We start from the raw sequence: 21,454 nt of genomic DNA, 5'->3' as shown, positions 1-21,454 counted from the left end.
CGGCCGAGCTGGTGGGTCCAGATCAGCCGGGGTGCTTATTTTCCGCCCCAGTTCTTCGGGAAGCCGGGCATCTTCTGGCAGCCGCAAGTGGAGAAGAACAGCGGCGGCATGCCCGGCGTCAGGTACTGACTGAGGTTGTCCGCAGTAATGACCGGCTGGGGCAGGACCCACTCCTTGGGCACCTGCTTGCCGGACAGGATTTTCGTGGCGGCGATGACGGCTGTCCGCCATTGATATACCGGGTACGTGGGGGCGATCGCGGTCAGCTTCTTCTTCTGCCACAACGTCAGGAAGTCTTGCTGGTCCTCGGCGGTCAACGGCGGGACCGGTTTGCCGGCATCCACGAACGCTTCTGCCACGGCCACGCTGGCAAACCCGGCGTCCAGCCACACCCCGTCGAGCTTGCCGAACCGTTGCAGGTAATCCCCGACGATGGTCTTTGCCTTGGCCGGGTCGGCGTTGTTGAACTCCACGCCGACGACATCAACGCCGTCCCGCTCGAAGACCACCTTTGCCGCCGCCCACCGGTTCTCCAGCACGTCCACGCCCGGCAGAATGCGCAGAGCGAGCACCTTGCCACCCTTGCCGGCCTTCTTCGCGATGAATTCGGCCGAGGCCGCGCCGAAGGCGTATCCGCCGATCGGGTGCACGAACGAGATGGGGCAGTCCGTCGTCACTCCGCGGTCGAACACGATCACCGGTACGCCGCTCTGGCACGCCCGTTTCACCGCAGGAGTCAGCGCGGTTGTGGTGTTGGGCGACACGATCAGGGCGTCGCATTCCTTGGTCTGCAGGTCGGCCAGGTCGGAGATCTGCTTGTCGTCCTTGCCGCCTGCATCGACGACGGTGAACTTGCTGATCTCCGGGTGGAGTTTCGCCTCCGCCTTCATCGTGGTCAGGCCGGTCACCCGCCACGGATTATCCAGGCTTGCGTTGGAGAAGCACACGTGCCAATTTCCCCCCGGCTTGGTGTACTTGCCGGTGTCCACCAGGGAGGGTTTGATCATCTGCAACCACGGTTTCGCCGGGTCGCCCTCCGGCTTCACGGTGCGCTGGCTCATTTGGCGGTCGAAGTCGGCCTGGTTGAAGAACTTCGTCTGTCCGGCGCCGGAGCTTCCTTGAGCTCCCCTCGGTTTGAGCCCTCCGTCGGGCTTGGTCGTGCCGCACGCGGCGGCCAATAAGGCCACGGTCGCCGCTAGTACCGCGGTGACCGCCGATGTGCTTCTCCGCATGAAATACCCCTTCCTAGCCCGACCGCCGCGTCCGGTACGCCGTGTAAGCGCCGGCCGCGATGATGAGAAGCCCTTCTGCGCTGTCGCGCAGGGGCTTGGCGTAACCAAACAGGTTGAGCAGGGTGAACAACGCCTGCAGGGTCAGGGCGCCGCCCATGGTGGCGGCTGTCGTTCCGCGGCCCCCGCCCAGCACAGCTCCGCCGAGCACCACCGCGGTGATGGCCTGGAACTCGTAACCCGCACCCGCATCGGCGGACAGGCCGGCGAACCCTGCCAGCAGGACGGCCGCGACCACCGCGGACAGCGCGGAGATCACAAAACCGGCCGTACGGATCCGCCAGACGTCGACGCCGGAGAGCATCGCGGCGCGGACCCCGCCACCGACCGCGAACAACTGGTGCCCGAACCGTGTGTGGTGCAGCAGCACGGTGGCCAGCACGGCCACCACGACCACGACGAGCACCGCATACGGCAGTGAGCCGAGCAGCGGTACCCCCGTCATGGTCGACCGCCCGAACTGACGCAGATTCTCCGCGAGCGCGCCGGTCGGCGAGCCTCCGGTCCACAGGAACACCGCGCCGCTGAGCACAAACATCGCACCCAGCGTGGTGATGAACGACGGCACGCGCAGCAGCACGGTCACCACGCCGTTGACCAGACCGACCAGCAGGCCGAGGCCCACCAGCAACAGGATGATCCACCAGGTGCGGTTCGGGTCGCCCTCTCCTACTCTGGCGGCGATCACCACGCAGGCGGTCATGAGCGCACCCACCGACAGGTCGAACTCGCCGGCGACGATGACGAAGAGTTGCCCCAGCGCCAGCACGAGCAGCGGTGCGGACCGCTTCAGGAACGCCGCCAGCGACGCCGGTTCGGCGAACAGCGGGTCTCGCCACACGACGATGGCCGCCACGGCCGTGAGGACCAGCCAGATCGGCGGGATCGGCGGGATCACTCGGATACGCAGCCGGCGCCACCCGCTCGTGGCCGCGTTGGCGTCGTGGGCACTGACCCGTTCGGTCCCGGTCTCGGTCACGACAGCTCGCGTTCGCCGCGGTGCGCGTAGAGCGCGACCGCCCCGACGATGACCAGTCCGCGGACCAGGGTGCGCAGGAACGGGTCGGCCTGAAAGTGATTGAAGACGCTGTCGACGACAGCCAGGATCGCTACGGCCGCGAGGGCGCCAAGCAGCCGCCCCTTCCCGCCGGCCAGCGCGATTCCGCCCAGCACGACCGCGGCGATGGACTCCAGGTCGTACCCGCCATCGGGACCGACCCACGGAGCCCCGGCGCCCAGTCGGCTCGCCAGAAACAGTCCGCTGGTGGCGGCGCACAGCCCGCACAGTACGTGCACCGCCAGCAGCACACGGTGCGGACGGACGCCGGAAAGCCGCGCCGCCTCCGCGTCGCCTCCCACGGCGTACACGTGGTGGCCGAAGCGGGTGCGGTGCATCAGGTACCAGACGCAGGCAACCACTGCGGCGAGTAAGAAGACGCCTATTGGTACCAGGGCCGCCACGTCGTAGCCCAGCGACTGGAACTGGTCGGGGACGGCACCGGCGTAGTTGTCGAATGTTGCGTTGAGAGCCCCGCGCATGATCATCGCGACGCCGAGTGTGGCGATGAACGCGTTGACTTGCAGCCGCGTGATCACCAACCCGTTCGCGAGCCCGGCGACCGCACCGGCGGCCAGCGCGGCCGCCACTCCGATGGGGATGCGGTCGGGGTCACCGGCCATCACGACCGATGCGGTCATCGCTGACACGCTCACCACGTACGCGACCGAAAGGTCGAGTGATCCGGCGAGGACGGCAATAGCCTGGCCTACCGTCACCAGTCCTAATGCGACAGTGCGCTGTGCGATGTTCTGCAGGTTTTGGACGGTGACGAAACTGCCTCCGCCTGCGTCGACGACCACCCACGCGGCGACGAATACGGCCCCGAGAGTGAGCCAGATCGGCAGGCTGGAGCCCTCTGGTCGGTCGGAGCGCAGTATCCGGGTCAGGTCGGAGGGGAACGACAGCGTTGTCACCGGCGCCCGCCCGGGCCCGCGTCGCTGCCGCCCTGCCCGGTCGCCAGGAGCATGATGGCCTCTTCGCTTGCGCCGGTGGGCAACTCCCCGGCGATGACGCCGCGGTGCATCACGACGATGCGATGACTCAGCGCGACGAGCTCGGGCAGTTCAGAGGAGATCAAGAGGATGGCCGCGCCGGCGTCGGCGAGCTCGCGTATCAGCTCGTGGATTGCGGTCTTGGCACCGATGTCCACACCCCGGGTCGGTTCGTCGAACAGATAGATCCCGGCGTGGGTGGCGAGCCACTTCATCAGGACGACCTTTTGCTGACTGCCGCCGGACAGCACCCGAGATTCCCGCCGCAGCAGTTCGGTTGCCAGGCCGACCCGCTGGGCGAGCCGGGACAAGGTCCCGCCTGCCTCCTGCGTCGGGTGACGGCCGAGCGCACGCACGGCGAGCAGAGCGTTGTCCGTGGCGGGCAACGGCAGTACAAGCCCGTCGGTCTTGCGGTCGGCGCTGACGTAACCGATCCCGGCTCTGATCGCTGCCCGGGGCGACCGGATGCGCAGGCGCCGCCCGTCGACCTCGACTGCCGCCGCGTGGAACGGGTCCACGCCGAACACCGCACGGGCCAGGTCGGAGCGGCCCGAGCCGTCCAGCCCTCCCACGCCGACGACTTCCCCGCCGCGCACCTCGAGGTCGATGCCGCTCAACTTGCGCCCCTGGCCACCACGGACCGCCAGCCGGACGGGGCCGGTCCGGGCAGGGGGTGGAGGCTGGCTCTCGCGGCCGGCCAGGTCACGGCCGACCATCAGCCGGACGAGCTCTACGGCGTTGACCGCGCTCACGTCCTTTGTCGTCACATGCTGGCCGTCCCTCAGCACCGTGACGCGGTCCGCAAGTTGGAACACCTCGTCGAGGCGGTGGGAGATGTACAGCACGGCCAGCCCTCGGGCGACTAACCGGCGCACCTGCCGGAACAGTGCGGTGACGTCGGCCGGGGCCAACGCGGCCGTCGGCTCGTCCATCACCAGGATGCGCGGGCGATGGGAGAGCCCTTTGGCGATCTCCACAGTCTGCCGTTGGGCGACGGTCAGCCGCCGTACCAGCCGATGGGTCGGGATCTGCTCAGCGTCGAGTTCGGATAGTAGACAGCGAGCCTGCGCATGCATCGCCTTCCGGTCGATGGCCAGGCGGTGCCGTGGCTCCCGGCCGAGCAGGATGTTGTCGGCGACGCTGCGCTCCGGCAGCAGGGTGAACTCCTGGTGGATGACGCCGATCCCGCGGGCCAGCGCATGGTGGAGGGCGCGGAACCGTACGGGCTTGCCGTCGAGAACCAGCTGGCCGCCGTCGGGCTGGTACACGCCGCCGAGCACTTTGATCAATGTCGACTTGCCGGCGCCGTTCGCACCCACGATCGCGTGCACCTCGCCGCTGTGGCAGGTCAGCGAGACGCCGTCAAGCACCGTGGTGCCGAAGAATCGCTTGGTGATCCCCTGCATCGACAGCACCGGGCCAGTGGCTGGCACCATCATGGCGGGGCTCCTCCTCGGTGCATCGTCAACGCGACAGCCGCTCCAGTCGTGTTGGCTTTGTTAAAAGACGTGCGCTTTTTTACTCTGCGCCCTCATATCCGTCAACCTCCGATGCCTCGATTTCCGGGACAGGCCACGTCCGTCGGCCAACGAAAGCGGCGACAACGGAAACTTGACCCCCTCGCAGGCCCGCAACACAATGACCGGGGTCAATTTCCGCCCGTCGCATGAGGCGGGGTGGCCGCGTGGTCAGGAGTGGTGATATGCGTGCGGCGCAGGTGATTTCGTACGGCAAGCCCCTCGTGGTCGTCGATGCTGTGGAACCGCAGTTACACGACCCATTTGACGTCATCGTCCGGATCGCGGGCGCCGGCATTTGCCGCACCGACGTGCATATCCTGCACGGGGAGCTGGATGCGGCATTTCATCCGAGTCTGCCGCTGACGCTCGGTCACGAGAACTCTGGCTGGATACATGCGGTCGGGCCGGCCGTGACCCACCTGTCGGTCGGCGATCCGGTCCTCGTCCATCCCGCCGTCACCTGTGGGCACTGCCGGGCGTGCCGGATCGGCAACGACATGCACTGTCCATCCTGGAGGTTCCCCGGCGTGGACGGCTGGCCGGGAGGCTACGCCGAACTGATGCGCACCACGGCCCGGTCGCTCGTTCGTCTGCCCGACGGCACCGACCCCGCACCGCTGGCGCCGCACGCCGACGCCGGCCTCACCGCCATGCACGCGGTGCGCCGTCTGGTCCCGTATACCTCGCCTGAATCGACGGTTGTCGCGTTCGGAGCAGGCGGTGTCGGGCAGATCGCGGTGCAGTTGCTCCGGCTGCTCACGACCGCCCGGGTGGTGGTTGTCGAGATAGACCCGAACCGTGCGGAGGCGGCGCGACGGCTCGGCGCCCATGTCGTGCTCGAACAGGCGGCACCTTCAGCCGCGAGCGCGGTGCGCGACCTCACCGCCGGGCGGGGCGCCGACATCGTGCTTGACCTGGTCGGCGAGGGCGATGTTCCTGAGTACGCCCTCGGCATGCTGGCCAAGGGCGGCGTATATGCGATCGTCGGCTACGGCGGCGGTGTCCGCATCGAGCACCTCGACATGATCAATCGGGAGCTGACGATCCTCGGCAACCAAGTCGGCACCCACGCTGACCTGGTGGCGTTGATGGACCTGGTGGCGCAGGGACACGTGGCGGTCGACTCGACGGTATTCCCGCTCGACGCGGCCGCCGACGTGCTGCACGACGTCGAGGCAGGACGGGTGTCCGGCCGGGCAGTACTGGTGCCCTGACAGTCTGAGCTTTACGTATTTCTGGTCGTTGACCGTGGTCAGGTCCCACCTGAACTCTTCTGGATGTCTTGCTATGAGGCATGAGCCGTTTCCGTGTCGTCCGCCAGCTCGCCTTGGGACAGAGCGCACCTACCTGCCGTATTTGTTGTGAGGCAGTGGCGCATGGCGGGTAACAGGGCACGCGGGGGATCGAAGCCAGAACCGCGGATGAAAATGCCTGCCGGATAGTGCTGGCCATTTCCTGACAGGACCATCGAGGGTAAGCATTCACCAGGACGAGTTAAATGGTCGCCGGGCCCGGGGGACCTCGATTCCGTCCCCGCCAGCTACGGCGCTCTTCATCTCCGTGTGCAGCACGAACCTCAGCCTGCTCGATGCGCACGAGCCTGCGCCGTGCGGCGAGAGGCGTTACCGACTTCTTACGAACCCCACTGTAGGTCTGGTCCGGCACCGATGGCTGACGCGGCTCGGATTAGCGGGCATGGCCGCGATCCTGTGCACCGTGTCGGTCAGCCCTCAGGCAGGAGCCTCTCCTGCCGAGGTCACGATCCTGAACGCGGGCGGCGCGACCGCGGTCGCCGACTCCTACATCGTGGTTTCAAGGACACCGTGGCGCGGGATGCGGTCTCGAACAACGCCCGCAGCCTCGCGGAGCGGTACGGGGGGACGGTCGGGCACACGTACCGCCACGCGTTGCGGGGCTTCGAGGTGCGGGTGCCAGGCGGCGGCCGAGCGGCTCGCGGCCAACCCGGCGGTGAAGTACGTGCAGCAGAGCCGCACGGTGAAGATCACGGGCACTCAGACTCCGGCCCTGTCCTGGGGCCTTGACCGCATCGACCAGCGGGACCTGCCGTTGGTCAACACGTACAGGTACCCAACACCCTGGCGGCACCTCTTACGGGGTCGCCAAGGGCGTCGGCCGAAGAGGGACGGTTACTCGAACGGCGTGGTGTCGCCCGCCCCACTGCGTACGATCTCGGCTCTCCCGCCGGAGAAGTCGATGACCGTCGTAGGCTCGGTGCCGCAGTCCCCTGAATCGACGACGGCGTCCACCACGTGGTCAAGGCGTTCCTTGATCTCCCAGCCCTGCGTCATCGGCTCGTCCTCGTCGGGCAGGAGCAGTGTGCTGGAAAGCAGCGGCTCACCGAGCTCGGCGAGCAGGGCCTGAGTGACGACGTGGTCGGGAATCCGGACACCCACCGTCTTCTTCTTCGGGTGCAGCAGCTGGCGCGGCACCTCCCTCGTCGCGGGGAGGATGAAGGTGTAGCTGCCGGGTGTGGCGGCCTTGATCGCGCGGAACACGTTGTTGTCGACGTACACGAGCTGGCCCAGCTGCGCGAAGTCCCGGCAGACGAGGGTGAAGTGGTGTCGTTCGTCGAGATGCCGGATCGCCCGGATGCGGGCGATCCCCTCCCGATTGCCCACCTTGCATCCCAGGGCGAAACAGGAGTCTGTCGGGTAGGCGATGAGAGCGCCGGAGCGGATGCTCTCCACCACATTGCCGATGACGCGTCGCTGCGGATCTTCGGGGTGCACGTCGAAGTACTTCGCCACTCGCCGAGCCTATGTGACCCCCGTGACCTCAGCCTCAAATCCCGTTCCGAGACCCCCCGTTCGGCCCTTGGCTCACTCATACGCGGGTGAAGTGAGGTCATGGCGTGGTGGTGCGGCGGGAGGGCAGCAGCCCAGGTGGCCAGTGCGGCTCCGGTGAGCAGCAGTGCGGCCGCGGCGGTGAAGGCGGTTGCGTAGCCGCTGGTGGCGGCACGCCGACGAGAGTGTTGAGCAGAATGTGCGGAGTGCGCTGTTGGCCAGTGCCGGGATGGTGCGGTTTCCTGTGTCAGGCCGGTGACGACGGCCCGGAGGATGCGTTCTGTCTTCGTCCAGGGACGTACGGACGTCGACGCCCCGCAGGGGTCGCCGAGTCGTACGCGGACGCGGCGGCGAAGGCCGGCGAGGTGGCGGGCCTGACGCTCCTGGAGGACGTCGGCCACTTCCCGCTGATCGACCCGGCGGTGGACGCGTGCGGTGGTGGCGGAGGAGATCGCGCAACTGGCGTGGTGACGCGGCCCTCTCATACCCGTAATACCTGAGAGCTACGTCGCAGAAGGGCTCTCCGGCGTGACGTGGACGACGAGCCCGGATCCGTAACTTCCCAACCAGCCAAGCCCGATGGCCGGGCGGACTGGAAGGGAAGACGACCATGGGGCTCGCCACCGAGACGACAGCTGAAGAGCAGACTGCGGCCGAAGTACAGACCGAGGCTGCGGAAGAGGCCACACGCCGCCGTACGAAGAAGCCACGCCGCACCCACAGATGGTGCCGCGCCCTCCTCGCCACCCTCATCACCGGTGCCGTGGTGGCTCCTCTCTCCGCCGCCGCCCAAGCCCGGATCCCCGCCCCGGCCCCCGCGGTCCTCGCGCCGGTCACGGCCGCCACGCTGGACGAGGCGTACGCGGCCAACCGCGCCAACGCCGCGGAAGCGTCCCGCGTGGCCGCCGCCCACGGCGACACCCACCGCGCCGCGGCGGACCGTGCCATGGCCGACCCCTCGCGCCGCTTCCTCGCCTTCGACGGCCGCGATTCCGGCCGGGCGACCGAGGTCTTCGGGGACCTCGCCCACGCCGATCGCGTCGCCGTCCTGGTCCCGGGCTCCGACACGAGCCTCGACACGTACGACCGCTTCCGCGCGGGAGCCGTCGCCCTCCAGCACCAGCTGACCCGGCAGGCCCCCGCCGGCACCCGTACGGCGGTCGTGGCCTGGCTCGGCTACCAGACGCCAGGCACGGTCAGCGCCACGGTCCTCACGACGGGCCGCGCCGAGCAGGCGGCCCCGCATCTGCGTGCGTTCGTACGCGAGCTGCGCGGCATAGCGGGCGGGGATGCCCACATCTCCCTGCTCTGCCACTCGTACGGCGCGGTCGTCTGCGGCCGCGCCGCCTCCGGCCTGGACGTGGACGACATCGCGTTCATCGGCAGCCCCGGCACCGGCGCTGGCTCGGCCGCGGGCCTGCACACACCGGCCCGCATCTGGGCGGCGCGCGGCGCCGACGACTGGGTGGAGAACGTCCCGCACGTCAGAGCCGACCTGTTCGGCACGACCGTCGGCTTCGGCACCGACCCCGTGTCCCCGGCCTTCGGCGCGCGCGTCTTCGCCGCCGGCGACGGCGGCCACAGCGACTACTTCGGACCGGGCTCGGCCTCCCTCACCAACCTGGCCCGGATCGTCCTCGGCGAGACATCGGAGGTGACCCGTGCGTGAAGCCGTGCGCGAGTCCGGGCGTGGGACGATCCGGCGCCGCGCGTGGGAGGGCATACGGCAGGGCGCCGACCGGGTCGACGCGGCCACCCCCGTGGAGCGGGACCGGGCCGTCGACGCCCTGCGCGCCCTCGCGATCCTCGGCGTCGTGCTCGGCCACTGGCTGGTGACCGCCCTGGTCGCGGACGGCCGCGCGCTGCACACCGCGAGCCCGCTGCAGCACATGCCCTGGCTGGCCCCGATCTCCTGGGTCTTCCAGACGCTGGCCGTGTTCTTCCTGGTCGGCGGCCATGTGGCGACCCGCAGTTATGCCTCGGCGCGCGCCCGCGGCACGACGTACGGACACTGGCTGGCCGCCCGCTTGTCCAGACTGTTCAAACCGGTGGCCGCGGTCCTGACCGTGTGGACGGTGATCACGGTCGCCCTCCTCCTCGCAGGAGCGGAGTTCGAGACGATCCGCACGCTCGTGAAACTGGCCCTCTCACCCCTCTGGTTCCTCGTGGTCTTCGCCGGTCTGACGGCGGCTACCCCCCTCCTGACGCGGCTCCACCTGCTGTGGCCCCTCGCCGTCGTACTCCACGTGGACCTGCTGCGGTTCGGCCTGGGCGGCCCTTCCTGGCTCGGCTGGGTGAACGTGGCCGCGGGCTGGCTGGTGCCGTACGTCCTGGGCGCGGCCTGGACCCGCGGTGAGCTGGACCGCCGCCGGGCGGGCTGGCTCCTGTTCACCGGCGGGGCTGCGGTGACCACAGCACTCGTCGCCTGGGCGGGCTATCCGGCATCGATGGTCGGCGTCTCGGGCGCCGGGGTCTCCAACCTCAACCCGCCGACGCTGGCCGCCGTCACCTTCGGCCTGGCCCAGTGCGGCTTGGCCCTGCTGCTGCGGGACCGTCTGCGCCGCGCCATGCACCGCCCCCTGGCCTGGGCGGCGGTGGCGCTGGTGAACCTCTCCGCGATGACGATCTTCCTCTGGCACCAGACGTCCCTGATGGCGACCACCACCACAGGTCTCCCCCTGGGCCACCTCCCGGGGCTGCACACCCTCCCGGACAACCTCACCTGGGTGGCGGCCCGCGTGGCCTGGCTCCCCGTCTTCGCCTTGTTTCTGACGCTCTGCCGGACGACGTTCCGCTCCCTCGAACAGAGCCCCCGCCGCCCCAACGTCCGCCCGTCCCGAGTCATCCGAGTCCACCAAAGCCCAGCTCCGGGACGTCCCCGTGGCCGGACCACCGCCACCCCCTCAGCGCCGTGATGCGGAACGCCTCCCGGAAGTACTCCGGCGCCGGGGGGACCTCTCTCGCCGCGGTCCCCTCAACGATCCTCATGTGCTCTTCAAGGGTTGATGTCTGATGTCACTAGCTGTTCGAGAGCAGGAGTCGGAGGCTTGCTCCGCAGGCAAGTCCTCTCGCGGCAGGCGGCGATGGGACTGGCCGGTGCTGGTGGTGTGCGTGGTGTCGGCGCTCGTGGTAGGGCTGCTGTCTCCCGTCGGCACATCGCATCAGCGTGGGGCCTGATCGCCGCAGTGGGATACGCCTGTGCCGCCCTGGTCACGGCGAGGTCGTTCACGCCGTGGGCCCGTACCCCCGCCGTGATCGCGGATGCTCGCCATCGCCCGAGACCAGCGAGCCGAACGCCTCTCCCAGACGCGCGCTGAGAGCCATGCCGAAGTGAACTGACCCACCGGGTGGCCCCGGCCTGACGGCCGGGGCTATCCCGTGTCATTGGCGTGGAGCGGCCAGCTGCCTCGGGGAGGGGCTGGCGCGGCGCTGTCCGTTCAGGCCTGCTGTTCGCTGATGTTGACCATCCACGTGATGCCGAAGCGGTCCGTACACATGCCGAAGACGTCGCCCCACATCTGCTTCTCGAGCGGGACCGAGACCGTGCTGTCTGCGGAGAGCTTGTCCCAGTAGCTGCGCAGTTCGTCGGCGTCATCCCCGCTCACGCTCACGGAGATGTTGTTCCCGGGCTTGTGCTCCATCCCGGGCGGGGTGTCGGCGCCCATGAGCGTGAAGCCACTGTCGGTCTCGAGCATGCTGTGCATGATCTTGTCGGCGGCGTCTCCGGCCTGCTTCTCGCCGAATTCACCGTATGTGTTCACCGCCAGGGTGCCGCCGAAGATCTCCTTGTAGAACTCCATGGCTTGCCGGGCGTCGCCGTCGAAGCTGATGTACGGGTTGAGTCGAGAAGGCAAGAGATCTTCCTTTCATGATGGGACGTCGGTTCTGGCAGATTAGGCGGTGTGCTGCCGGCAGCCGGGGCGACTCCCCGGCCGTAGAACGTCGGCCTGATGCCGCCTGCTATGCCGCCCCGTAGCGCGGGAGAGTGATCCTCGAGTGGAACGGCCGGGTCTTTCGAACAGCCGAGGGTCGCGCCCGAGGGCGACCGGCGCGCAGAGCACGATTTACTGCCCAGCGCACTCCGTCGGTTCCCCCGTGGGCAGGGGCGCTGCGAATACCGCGGATGGGCAGTCGATGGGCGGGGTCGACGCGATAGTCTGACGAAAGACGTCTGGCCTGCGGAAACGGCCGCTAGGCTCCGCCCCCGGCTCTGGGGGTGGAGCCTTCTTGCATCGGTAAGGCACTCCGCTGCGCTCGTGTTCGGGGTGCTCCTCGCTCACAGCGGTGACCAGCGCCTCCGCCGGAAAGCGTTGCAGCTTTCTCACCGCGTCTTCAGGGGCCAGGCCCAGGGTCCTTCCAGGGGCCCGGACGGGGCCCAGGGGCCCGCAAGGGGGTTCAGGCACAGGCGCCAAGCCGGCGCGAGGTCCACCAACCCGCAGTCCTCCCGGTTCCGCAGCCCAGATCTGTGCTGGGTCCCCGTGATGTGGCCATCACTCACTTTTGAACGCGTTCAACTTTCTGCGCTAGGCTCGCCCCCACACGCCAAGGGGGAGCCTGATGAAGATAGTGATACCCGGGGGAACCGGACAGGTAGGCACGATCCTGAACCGCGCGCTGACCGCCGCAGGCCATGAAGTTGTGGTCCTGACCAGACGGCCGGTGCGCAACCGTGAAGTCCGCTGGGACGGAGAGACCCTGGGTCCATGGGCGGAGGAGATCGACGGCAGCGACGTCGTGGTCAACCTGGCCGGACGCAGCGTCAGCTGCCGCTACACCGCAGCCAATCTGCAGGCCATGATGGATTCGCGTGTGCACTCCGCCCGGGTTGTGGGTGAGGCGATCGCAGCCGCCGCGCGGCCTCCCCGGGTCTGGTTGCAGATGAGCACTGCCACTGTCTACTCCCACCGCTTCGACGCGCCCAACGACGAGGCGACCGGCGTGATCGGCGGCACTGAATTCGGCGTCCCTGGCTACTGGGCCTACAGCGTCGAGATCGCAAAAGCGTGGGAGCGGGCGCAGGAGCGAGCCGGAACCCCGTACACGCGCAAGGTCGCCATGCGCTCTGCCATGGTGATGAGTCCCGATCGCGGCGGCGTCTTCGACGTCTTGCTGCGGCTGGCGCGGCTCGGCCTTGGCGGCCCGGTCGCGGGCGGCGCGCAGTACGTGTCATGGATCCACGACCGCGATTTTGTCCGCGCCGTCGAGTTCCTGGCCGACCGGGACGACATCGCCGGGCCGGTGAACCTCGCCGCTCCCGTTCCTCTGCCGCAGCGCACGTTCATGCGTGCGCTGCGCGCCGCGTGGGGTGTTCCGGTGGGCCTGCCCGCAACGAAGTGGATGGCCGAGCTCGGCGCGTTCGCGCTGCGCTCGGACACCGAACTCCTATTGAAAAGCCGCCGCGTCGCCCCCGGCCGCCTGCTCGAAGCGGGCTTCGCCTTCGACCACGCCCAGTGGCCAGAGGCCGCCGACGACCTCGTGCGGCGCGTGCGCGGCGGGCCTGGCTGCACCGGGTGAGCCTTCGGCTCCTGCCGACCGTCAACGGCACCTCGCCATTTCGCATTCCGCGGCCGTACAAACAAGCTCGCTCACCGCTATCACGCGACCGTGCTGGTCGCTGCCATCAACGAATTGCTATACGCACTTTCACAACGAACCCTACGGGCTGTTGCAGCACACTCATCTCCACGGCCCCGGTCTGGTCACGTGTGTCCTTGGTCGGAGCACCTGATCGGGCCGGGGCCACCAGTGCGTCCGGCGAATGCCCAGGCAAGCGACCAAGTTCGAGTCGCGTTCCGACCCCGGCGGATGAACCTCAGGGTGACTGGGGAGAGGTGCTGTGGTTCAGGTAGCTCGCACGCCCGTCGTTGTCGAGCTCGAACGCCCCCTCGGGGATGATGCAGAACTCGTTCCCCTCGGGGTCGGCCATGACCAGGAAGCCTCCCGCCACATACTGCTGGAGTAGCCGACCGCCCAACGCCTCGGCCCGCCCCTGATCGGCAGCCGGGTCCGGCGAGGCGATATCGAAATGAATGCGGTTCTTGCCGACTCTTGGCTCGGTGACCTTCTGGAAGCCCACTCCTGGGCCATTGCCACACGCGAGCCAGACATACGGACCCGACCTCGCTGCGATCGATCTCCCGAGGATCTGGGACCAGAACGAGGCCAGTCGCTCCGGATCGTCGCAGTCGATGATGAGGTCCTTGATGTCCAGGTGGGTGCCCGTCATTCCCCGATGCTCGCAGATCGCGAGCCGCCAGGCCGGGGCCGCCCGAAGGGGCTGGGGCGCGGTGTCCGGCGTGCTCTGTCGGACCTCGCCGACCTCCAGAAGGAGCCCGTCGGCATGGAACTGCGGTCACTCCCGGGCTGCGTCCAGGAAGATCCGCGCCAGTTCGCGTGGTTGGGAGAACATCGGCCAGTGGCCGGTGTCCATCTCGACCAGCCGCCAGTGCTCGCTGTTCAGCAGCTTGGCCACGTCGTCGCTCGGCTCGGCGCCGTCGAGCAGGCACTTGATGTACGTCGCCGGAAGCTCGCCGAGTGGCCGTGCCAACACGGCCGGCTCGGCCAGAGAGGCACCCGGGTGCGGCGTCGAGCCGCCCACGATCCGTGCGATCTGCTCATTGGTAAGGCCCTGTCCGTCGTAGTCGGCCGCGGTCAGCGGTGCCCAGAAACCGCCGTTCCCGGTGATCGAAGCCTCCAGCTTCGCCGGGCCCTCCCACCAGCCGGAGACGAACGACTCGCCGTCGGTCGGAACATTGGAGTCAACGAAGACCACGCGGGCCAGCCGGTCGCCGATCCGCTCGGCGGCCTGACCGACCGGGATGCCCGAGTAGCTGTGCCCGACCAGGACGACGTCGCGCAGATCGAGGCGTTCGACCTCGTCGACGATGTCCTGTACATGGGTCTGCTGCCCAGCCGGCACGCCTTGTTTGTCGGCGAGGCCGGACAGCGTCAACGGGTGGGCGCCGTGGCCGGCCGCACGCAGCTCCGGCACCACCTCGTCCCACGCCCACGATCCGAGCCACGCGCCTGCAACCAGTACGAATTCCGTCATGGCGGCAACGTAGCGGAGCGGTCCGACAACCGCTCCGGAACCACTTTCGCTATCCGCCCTAGCTGCGCGTGCGGTCGGCCATCGCCTCCCAGAACTGGTGCAGTTCCCGGACCCGCATGCTGACCCAGTGAGGTGTCTTCCTGCGGATGGTCCTGGGGAAGCGGCGGCGCACGCGTCCGGGCAGCAGTGCCTGCTGCTGGCGGCAGAAGGGCTCGCGGATCTCGGTCCGGGGCTGGGTGCCCCGGGGCGGGTAAGGGCAGAACTTGAACTTGCAAGTGGGCAGGCAGGTGGTGCCCGGCGCTGGTGGGTCGGAGGTGCCGACCGTCAGCTTGGGGTGCAGCGGGGTACGGTCCGTGGTGATGCAGGGCGGCAGGGGCGTGCTCTGCTGGTTCGCGTGGTCCAGCCGGTCCTCGACCTCGTCCGGCTGCCCGTCGCGCTCGATGAGGTTCATCATGACCAGCACGTCGGCGACGAGGCGCTGAGCGCGCCAGTCGAGGGTGCTCCACCCGACCGACGGCGGGATCCACAGGTTGTGCTTGCGGTAGTGCTGCGGGCCGCCGGTGCGGGAGCCGATGTTGTCGGCGATGCCCTTCTCGTCGATCCAGATGTAGCGTTCGGGCCGTCTGGTCTCCAGCGCGAGGGCGACCAGGTCACCGGCCTCGGCGATAAACGGGTGCAGGGGTTCCTTCTTGCGGGGTTCGGCGCCGTCCCGTGCGGCGGGGGCGGCCGTGGCCCGGGCGGAGCCGGCCATCGACAGCCACCGTTCCACGGTCTGCACGGCGGTCGTGCCGCGATAGCCTCCGGTGGCCTCCCGCGCGCCGTCGTGGCCGTCCCACTGCGCTGCCGCGGCCTTCCTGCCGTGCTCGTCGCGGGCGATGCTGTCCGGCAGCTCCCACAGGCACAGTGCCTGGAGCAGGCTGAGCTGCGAGTACCAGCACCGGGTCTGCTGGAGCATGGTCTCCGCATGACGGATCAGGTCGGTGCGGCCGCCGTGGTAGGTGTGGGGATGGCGTTTGCGCCGGTTGGCCGCGTACTTGAAGCCCTGGGCCAGGGCGTTCTCCAGGGAGAGCGGCAGGTCGGGAGTTCCGCCGGTGTGTTTGGGGTCGAGGTGGCGAAGCCACTTCATGAGGCGTTGCCGCGCCTCGTCACGGTGGCCGTCGCTGACGGAGCCGAGAAGCATGGGGATCAGCCAGGCCCGCATCACGAACTCACGCCAGAGGAGGACCCGGTTCTCCCGGTAGCGCCGGAAGATCTCCTGCCGTTCGAGGTTGAGCTGCTCCATCTTCTCGCGCACGGTCCGCGGCGACCTCCTCATAGCCGACACCTTCTCCATCGCGGCCGCGGACGCGTCGTACTTCTGCCTCTTCTTGTCCCTCAGCTCGTTGACCCGTGCCTGGTACTCCGTCACCGGGTCGGGGTGGGTGCCGATCCACTGGCGGATCACGGCGAACGCCGGGTCGCCGCCGTTGCCGAACTCCTGGGCGGCGGCAAGGCGGATGGAGTAGGAGCTGTCCCTGATGCCTAGCTTGAAGAGCTGCTCGTACAGCGGTGTGGTGTCGGTCTTCTTGGCGGCCGCGCGCAGGGCAGCGCCGAACTGCTTGACCAGTCTGAGCTTCGCCTCGTCCAGGGTTCGCCTGTCGCCCTTGATGCTGTGCCAGCGTGCTTGCAGCTTGTCGGTGATGGCCTTCAGCAGTCTCGGTCTGTCCTCCACGCTCTCGATCTCCAGGGCAGCCGCGTAGAGGTCGAAAGCTTTCGGGTCCATGCGCTCGTTCGCGGCGTCATAGAGTCGCTCGGCGATGGTCTTGCCGCTCAGTGGAGCCTGCTGCAACACCCCGTGGACGTACTTCTTCGCCTCGGCTGTAACGCTACTTCTCTCTCCCGCGCGCGAGGCCGCCCGCTCACGGGAGAGCAGTACCAGGGCGATGAGCAGTTCACGGCTGGGCCCGGGCGGCTGCAGCATCTGCGCAATGAGCGCACCGGCGCGATGCTCGCCCAGATGCCGGAGCATCCGGAAGCCGAAATACGCCTGCAGGATGCTGTGCGGGAAACGGACCTTCTTCTCGAACGCTTCGACCAACTGCAGCAGGTCCGCGTTGCGCGTGAAGCGGGCGAGTGCGGCGTGGCACTGGCCGATGTTCCCCTCCAGCGGACGCCGGCTCTCCTCGCTGAGCTTCGCCAGAAGCATGTTCCAGATCTGTTCGCGGTGCCACCCGGAAAGGGCGTTCCCGCGCTTGCCGTACGGGTCGAATCGGCGTTGCTGCGTCCAGAGATGCTCGACCTTGGTCCCAGCCCGCTGCGGCAGGCTGGGGTGGACGGTTTTGTCCAGCAGGTCCGCGAAGGCGACCTCGAGTTTGTCCTGGAGTAGTCCGACACATGCGAGCGCAGAGACGACCTCGAGGGTGTCGCTGCGGTCCTGTGGGAGCAGTTCGACGCTGTCGTGCAGTTTGCCGTCCACCAGGGCGTGGTACCAGGTCTCCAGTAGCCACAGCCGGAGCGTGGAGCGGTCTCCGCTGCGGGTGTCCAACCGTTGCGGGTCGTTCCGGGGGCGGTCGCGCTCAAGGGCGTCGTGGTTGTGCAGCTCCCGTGCGATCTGCAGGTAGATCGGTGACTCGGTGACCTCCGCGGTTTCCACGATCCAATCCAGTCGGCGCTCGTCCGCCTCAGGAGCGTGCGACTCCACGAACTCTAGCGCCGCCTCCTCGCTGAGCGGCTCCAGATCGATGATCGCAGAGCGGGTCCCCTCCAGGGGAGTGTGCGGTCGGGAGGCGATGACCAGTGGCAGCTTCTCCTGGTAGGCGCGCTCGATGGCGCGACGGATGATGTTGTCCCGGTTGTCCTGGAGTTTCTCGTCCAGGACGGCCTCCTCCAGCCCGTCGGCGATGACGACCGGCTTGTCGTCCGCGAGCAACTGCTGCCAGACCCTCTCGTTCTTGGTGCGCGCCAGGATGCCCTGAGGCGCCTCCTCGGAGAAGCGTTGCTTGGCCATCTGCTCGAAGTTCAGGTAGGGCTGGTCCGCGGCGTCGCGCAGCCGGATGGGCACGGGGACGGCGTGCTGCCGGGCCAGCAACTCGGTGAGTCGCACCAGTACCGCGGTCTTTCCGGAGCCCACGCCGCCGACCAGCAGATAGGGTCTGCGGGTACTGCGGTCGCGGAGCCTTTGTGCGATGACCTGGGCGAGCTCTTGTCGCCCGACGATCTCTGCAATATCCGGTCCTGCAGTGAGAACCAGTTCCTCGGGCGCCTTCCGCGCCTTCGCCAGGTAGCGCCGCTTGGTCCAGCTGTACCACAAGAACAGGAAGAGCGCCGTGGCGATTCCGGCGGTGAGTACCGGGCCGACGAAGCGGATGAGTGTGTCGAACCCTGCATTCTCCTTCCGCCAGGTCTCAAAGGGGGTCGTTTCCCCGGTGGCCACGATGTACAAGCCCTCCGCGCACCAGGCGAGGACCACAAGTGCAGTCAACAGGCAGAAAACTCGCGTCGCGTTGGTGTAAGAGCTCCACCTGCGCCACTTCTTGGGCCGTGTGGTGCCGCGGTGAGCCTCCCAGCGGGTCATCAGTTTGTGCCAGCGGGACGCTAGAGCCCACCTGGCCCAGGCCCCCGCACGCCTCAGCGGCAAACTCCACATCGGGGCGTTGCGTGGCCGCTCCTTGCCTGGCGGGTGGCGGACGACTTTCGTCATCGTGCCTTCTCCCTCCGAGGGCTCTGCTCGACATCGGGGGGACTCGTATCAGAAGCCGCCTGGTCGCCACCGACTCCGAGGCGCCATGGGCTGAAGGCGCTCCGCGGGCGGCACTACGTTCCGGTACGCGCGGAAAAGTGCTCAACGGCGACACCTGGCGTGTACTGCGGCTCGGGCGGCCTCCTCGGCCTCGGGCCCGCGCCACTCAGCACACGTACTTCCATGCAACCACGCCCCCAGTTCCCCGCAACACGATCGCTCTCTGCTGTACGTCGGTTACTGCTGCACCTCGCCGGTCTTGAGCACCTTGTCCAGGTCTGCCAGGGGAGGGGCTTGCTGCACGGACCGGTGCAGGCTCCGCCTAGACGTCCCCGCCCGGGGCGCGGTCCGACGATATGAGCGCCGCTCCCGCAACTGGCCCTCCAGGCCTCACCGCCGCCATCACCACGGATGGCACCCGTGTGAGCCCGCACCGTCTTCGACTAGCTGGTGGAGATCTTCGATGGCCGAAATTTCCTGCCGTGATCTTGCGTAGCAGCAGAGCGGTGGATGCAGCGTGCCGGAGATCTGCGCAGGTTGCGGATCTCCGGCACGGTACGGCCGTGCGCTGATTGCCGAGCAGTCCATGCCGGAGCGGCCGGGGGAGCTGGCGCGCTGGCTCCTGTCTCGTGTTAGTGCCAGTCGACGTCGGACAGGCTCTTCAGGGGCTTTCGGTCGATGAGTGCCTCGGGCACGGCCAGTGTGTCGGCCTTACGCTCACGCGTCGTCAGTCAGGTCTCCACGAACGGTCATGCTGTGGAAAACGCGTTCCGCTGTCTGATCGGAACGGCCTACGCTCACTGACCGGTGAACTCAGCAGGTCGGGCTTGAAGGGAAGGTTGGTGTGGGCGTGAACGACGGTCGTCGCCTTCCGTCTCTTGATCTCCCAGTCGGCTTCGGTTTCCGGCCGTATCGCGGCGACGCAGACCATGGCGCCATGGCCGCTGTGCGGCTGGGTTGTGCAGAGCGAGAGGGTCGATGTCCACTCAGTTGTGGAAGGGCTCCCGACAGAGGCCGAGATCGCCGAAGTCTCTGCCACGTTGGATGAGCCGTCCGAGAACCAGATCCTGGTGGTTCATGACGGGGACGTCGTCGGCTACTCGACGATCCGGTGGTGGCAGGAGCGGGACGGTACGTGGCTGTACCTGCACCGTGGCTACCTCCTGCCCGAGCATTGTGGCCAAGGAATCGGCTCAGCCATGCTGAGTTGGGCCGAAGAGCGGATTCGCCAGCTCGTCAGGCAGCATGGAACGGCGCTGACGGCAGCGTTCGGCGCGAACGCCATGGTCTCCGAGCAGGATGCCACGGCGCTTCTGCTCGGGGCCGGTTACCGACGTGTCTTCAGCCTGGTCGAGCTGGAACTGTGCGATCTGCGGCAGCTGCCCGAGCGGGGCAGCGAGTTGCCGGTCGGGATAAGGACGGGGCCTGTCAGGACAAGCCACTACCGTGCGGCCTGGAAGACGGTTGTTGATTCATATGCGGATACGGCCTTCACGGAGAAGTGGACTTTCCAGGACTTCGTCGAAACTGCCGACGCGGCATGTTGGAGGGCCGCGTGGGAGGGGGACCTGATGGTCGGCGTCGCCCTTTGCTCCATCCGCCGCTACGACCGGACCGTGGGCGAGGTCGAAGAGCTGAGTGTCCGGGCTGATCGGAGACGTCTCGGAATCGGCCGGGCCCTGTTGCTGGACGGGCTGCGCAGCCTGCGCGAGCAGGGTGCAGCGACTGCCCGGCTGTACACGGGCACGGCGAATCCGCACCGGTCCTACGCTCTCTACGAGAGCGTAGGGTTCCGGCGACAGAACGAGTACGTCCGTTACCGCAAGCCGGTAGCTTGATCGACCGGACAAGCCCTAGCGATGCCTGAGGCGTCCGCGCTGCGCGGTGCTCAGCCGCTGCCTTCCGATGCCATGGCCTTCTGAACTCGCGGATCGTTCTCCAGCTTCTCTGGCAGCTGAGTGCCTTTATCGAGCCGGGCAGTCAGGAGCTCTTGCACACTGACGTCGGCGTCTCCGTCCTCAGTGGCGCCGCGCAGCTTCGCGCCGCGTAGGTCCGCGCCGGACAGAAGCGCCCCACCTAGGGCGTGTTTCGAAAGTGAATCTTGAGCATGAGATGATCTTGCTTTGTGTCGCGTGGAGATCTGACGGACGAACAGTGGGCAGTGCTGGAAGCACTGTTGCCCAGGGGCAGGAAGTCCGGTCGGCCTCCGATATGGCCGCGTCGGCAGTTGATCGACGGCGTACGCTTTCGGGTCCGTACCGGCATCCCCTGGCGGGACATGCCCGCGGAGTACGGCCCGTGGATGCGCTCGTATGACCTGTTCCGCCGCTGGCAGCGGGACGGCACCTGGCATCGGATCTTCACCGCGCTGCAGGCCCGTGCGGACGCCGAGAGCCTGATCGCCTGGGACATCAACATCGACTCCACCGTATGCCGGGCCCACCAGCACGCCGCGAGTGCGAGAAAGAGGGGGATCTCCAGAAGGAGCCGCCCGGTGGGGTCGTTGTCGAGCAAGCCGACCACGCGCTCGGACGTTCGCGCGGCGGGCTGACCACCAAGCTGCACCTGGCCGTCGAGCAGCAACAGAAGCCTCTGTCCATCGTGATCACGGCCGGGCAGCGCGGCGACTCCCCGCAGTTCGAGGCCGTGATGGAGCGGATCCGGGTGCCCCGGCTCGGCCCGGGCCGCCCACGCACCCGCCCCCGCCGAGTCCGCGCCGACAAGGCATACGCCTCCCGCAAGAACCGCGCCTACCTGCGCCGACGCGGGATCCTCTGCACCATCCCGGACAAGGCTGACCAGGCCGCCAACCGCAAAAGGCGCGGCCCCCGTGGTGGCAGGCCGCCGAAGTTCGACAAGGCCGACTACAAGGAAAGGCATGCCGTTGAGTGCGGCATCAACCGGCTCAAGAGGCACCGTGCCGTCGCAACCCGATACGACAAGCTCGCGGTCCGCTACGAAGCGACCGTCCTCGTCGCGGCGATCACCGAGTGGCTGTGAGCAGCATGGCCAAATGATTC

The 21,454-nt window shown here is 68.1% G+C and carries 14 protein-coding genes and 2 pseudogenes; 7 read left to right on the top strand and 9 right to left on the bottom strand.

Going from position 1 to position 21,454, the window contains the following annotated elements; genetic code table 11:
- Nucleotides 1-35 precede the first annotated feature (35 nt).
- From ACTWQI_RS05140 to ACTWQI_RS05125, 4 genes are all read right to left on the bottom strand, one after another.
- Nucleotides 36-1,232 (bottom strand): ABC transporter substrate-binding protein, encoded by a 1,197-nt coding sequence (locus ACTWQI_RS05140; RefSeq protein WP_443267826.1) that lies wholly within the window; start codon nucleotides 1,230-1,232, stop codon nucleotides 36-38.
- Between the two features lie 13 nt (nucleotides 1,233-1,245).
- Nucleotides 1,246-2,268 (bottom strand): ABC transporter permease, encoded by a 1,023-nt coding sequence (locus ACTWQI_RS05135; protein WP_443267824.1) that lies wholly within the window; start codon nucleotides 2,266-2,268, stop codon nucleotides 1,246-1,248.
- Nucleotides 2,265-3,149: an ABC transporter permease gene (locus ACTWQI_RS05130; protein ID WP_443267822.1), complete on the bottom strand. Its 885-nt coding sequence runs from the start codon at nucleotides 3,147-3,149 to the stop codon at nucleotides 2,265-2,267. The genes ACTWQI_RS05135 and ACTWQI_RS05130 overlap by 4 nt, the downstream gene beginning before the upstream one ends.
- A 110-nt stretch (nucleotides 3,150-3,259) precedes the next feature.
- Entirely contained in the window at nucleotides 3,260-4,780 is a 1,521-nt protein-coding gene (locus ACTWQI_RS05125) for a sugar ABC transporter ATP-binding protein (RefSeq protein ID WP_443267820.1), read from the bottom strand.
- Between the two features lie 263 nt (nucleotides 4,781-5,043).
- Here ACTWQI_RS05125 and ACTWQI_RS05120 point away from each other — a divergent pair, with 263 nt between their 5' ends.
- Nucleotides 5,044-6,075, top strand: coding sequence for an NAD(P)-dependent alcohol dehydrogenase (locus ACTWQI_RS05120; protein WP_443267818.1), 1,032 nt, complete (start codon nucleotides 5,044-5,046; stop codon nucleotides 6,073-6,075).
- A gap of 933 nt (nucleotides 6,076-7,008) precedes the next feature.
- On the opposite strand, the gene ACTWQI_RS05115 is transcribed toward ACTWQI_RS05120, so the two are convergent.
- A complete protein-coding gene (locus ACTWQI_RS05115; RefSeq protein ID WP_443267816.1) occupies nucleotides 7,009-7,629 on the bottom strand; it encodes an L-threonylcarbamoyladenylate synthase in 621 nt (206 codons plus the stop codon).
- A gap of 315 nt (nucleotides 7,630-7,944) precedes the next feature.
- Here ACTWQI_RS05115 and ACTWQI_RS05110 point away from each other — a divergent pair.
- From ACTWQI_RS05110 to ACTWQI_RS05100, 3 genes and pseudogenes are all read left to right on the top strand, one after another.
- A pseudogene (locus tag ACTWQI_RS05110) lies at nucleotides 7,945-8,136 on the top strand (alpha/beta hydrolase); the annotation flags it as partial.
- Nucleotides 8,137-8,275: 139 nt separating this feature from the next.
- Entirely contained in the window at nucleotides 8,276-9,334 is a 1,059-nt protein-coding gene (locus tag ACTWQI_RS05105) for an alpha/beta hydrolase (protein WP_443267814.1), read from the top strand.
- A gap of 52 nt (nucleotides 9,335-9,386) precedes the next feature.
- A complete protein-coding gene (locus tag ACTWQI_RS05100) occupies nucleotides 9,387-10,580 on the top strand; it encodes an acyltransferase family protein (protein WP_443267934.1) in 1,194 nt (397 codons plus the stop codon).
- 522 nt (nucleotides 10,581-11,102) lie between these two features.
- Here ACTWQI_RS05100 and ACTWQI_RS05095 read toward each other — a convergent pair.
- Complete coding sequence (locus ACTWQI_RS05095) at nucleotides 11,103-11,519, bottom strand: VOC family protein (RefSeq protein WP_443267812.1); 417 nt, start codon at nucleotides 11,517-11,519, stop codon at nucleotides 11,103-11,105.
- Between the two features lie 703 nt (nucleotides 11,520-12,222).
- Here ACTWQI_RS05095 and ACTWQI_RS05090 point away from each other — a divergent pair.
- The gene (locus ACTWQI_RS05090; RefSeq protein WP_443267810.1) at nucleotides 12,223-13,179 is read left to right on the top strand and encodes a TIGR01777 family oxidoreductase; all 957 of its coding nucleotides are present in this window, start codon (nucleotides 12,223-12,225) and stop codon (nucleotides 13,177-13,179) included.
- Between the two features lie 298 nt (nucleotides 13,180-13,477).
- On the opposite strand, the gene ACTWQI_RS05085 is transcribed toward ACTWQI_RS05090, so the two are convergent.
- From ACTWQI_RS05085 to ACTWQI_RS05075, 3 genes are all read right to left on the bottom strand, one after another.
- Complete coding sequence (locus ACTWQI_RS05085; RefSeq protein ID WP_443267808.1) at nucleotides 13,478-13,891, bottom strand: VOC family protein; 414 nt, start codon at nucleotides 13,889-13,891, stop codon at nucleotides 13,478-13,480.
- 126 nt (nucleotides 13,892-14,017) lie between these two features.
- Nucleotides 14,018-14,716: an alpha/beta fold hydrolase gene (locus tag ACTWQI_RS05080; RefSeq protein WP_443267807.1), complete on the bottom strand. Its 699-nt coding sequence runs from the start codon at nucleotides 14,714-14,716 to the stop codon at nucleotides 14,018-14,020.
- 58 nt (nucleotides 14,717-14,774) lie between these two features.
- Nucleotides 14,775-18,176 carry an NACHT domain-containing protein gene (locus tag ACTWQI_RS05075; protein ID WP_443267805.1) on the bottom strand — a complete coding sequence of 1,134 codons (3,402 nt, stop codon included), beginning with the start codon at nucleotides 18,174-18,176 and terminating at the stop codon, nucleotides 14,775-14,777.
- Between the two features lie 1,102 nt (nucleotides 18,177-19,278).
- Between ACTWQI_RS05075 and ACTWQI_RS05070 the strand changes: the two are divergent.
- Both ACTWQI_RS05070 and ACTWQI_RS05065 read left to right on the top strand, forming a co-directional pair.
- Nucleotides 19,279-20,272, top strand: a pseudogene (locus ACTWQI_RS05070) (GNAT family N-acetyltransferase).
- Between the two features lie 287 nt (nucleotides 20,273-20,559).
- A protein-coding gene (locus tag ACTWQI_RS05065) for an IS5 family transposase (RefSeq protein WP_443267804.1) occupies nucleotides 20,560-21,434 on the top strand; the annotation gives its coding sequence in 2 pieces (ribosomal slippage) (nucleotides 20,560-20,953 and nucleotides 20,953-21,434; 876 coding nt in all).
- The last annotated feature ends 20 nt before the right edge of the window (nucleotides 21,435-21,454 follow it).

It is taken from the genome of Streptomyces sp. KR80, from assembly GCF_052245555.1.
In the GTDB taxonomy this organism is placed as follows: Bacteria; Actinomycetota; Actinomycetes; order Streptomycetales; family Streptomycetaceae; genus Streptomyces.
This window is presented reverse-complemented; position numbering and strand designations above follow the sequence as displayed.

Coding starts and splice junctions, on each gene's coding strand:
- ACTWQI_RS05105 (WP_443267814.1), top strand. CDS start 8,276: ATGGGGCTCGCCACCGAGACGACAGCTGAAGAGCAGACTGCGGCCGAA.
- ACTWQI_RS05120 (WP_443267818.1), top strand. CDS start 5,044: ATGCGTGCGGCGCAGGTGATTTCGTACGGCAAGCCCCTCGTGGTCGTC.
- ACTWQI_RS05080 (WP_443267807.1), bottom strand. CDS start 14,716: ATGACGGAATTCGTACTGGTTGCAGGCGCGTGGCTCGGATCGTGGGCG.
- ACTWQI_RS05090 (WP_443267810.1), top strand. CDS start 12,223: ATGAAGATAGTGATACCCGGGGGAACCGGACAGGTAGGCACGATCCTG.
- ACTWQI_RS05125 (WP_443267820.1), bottom strand. CDS start 4,780: ATGATGGTGCCAGCCACTGGCCCGGTGCTGTCGATGCAGGGGATCACC.
- ACTWQI_RS05140 (WP_443267826.1), bottom strand. CDS start 1,232: ATGCGGAGAAGCACATCGGCGGTCACCGCGGTACTAGCGGCGACCGTG.
- ACTWQI_RS05085 (WP_443267808.1), bottom strand. CDS start 13,891: ATGACGGGCACCCACCTGGACATCAAGGACCTCATCATCGACTGCGAC.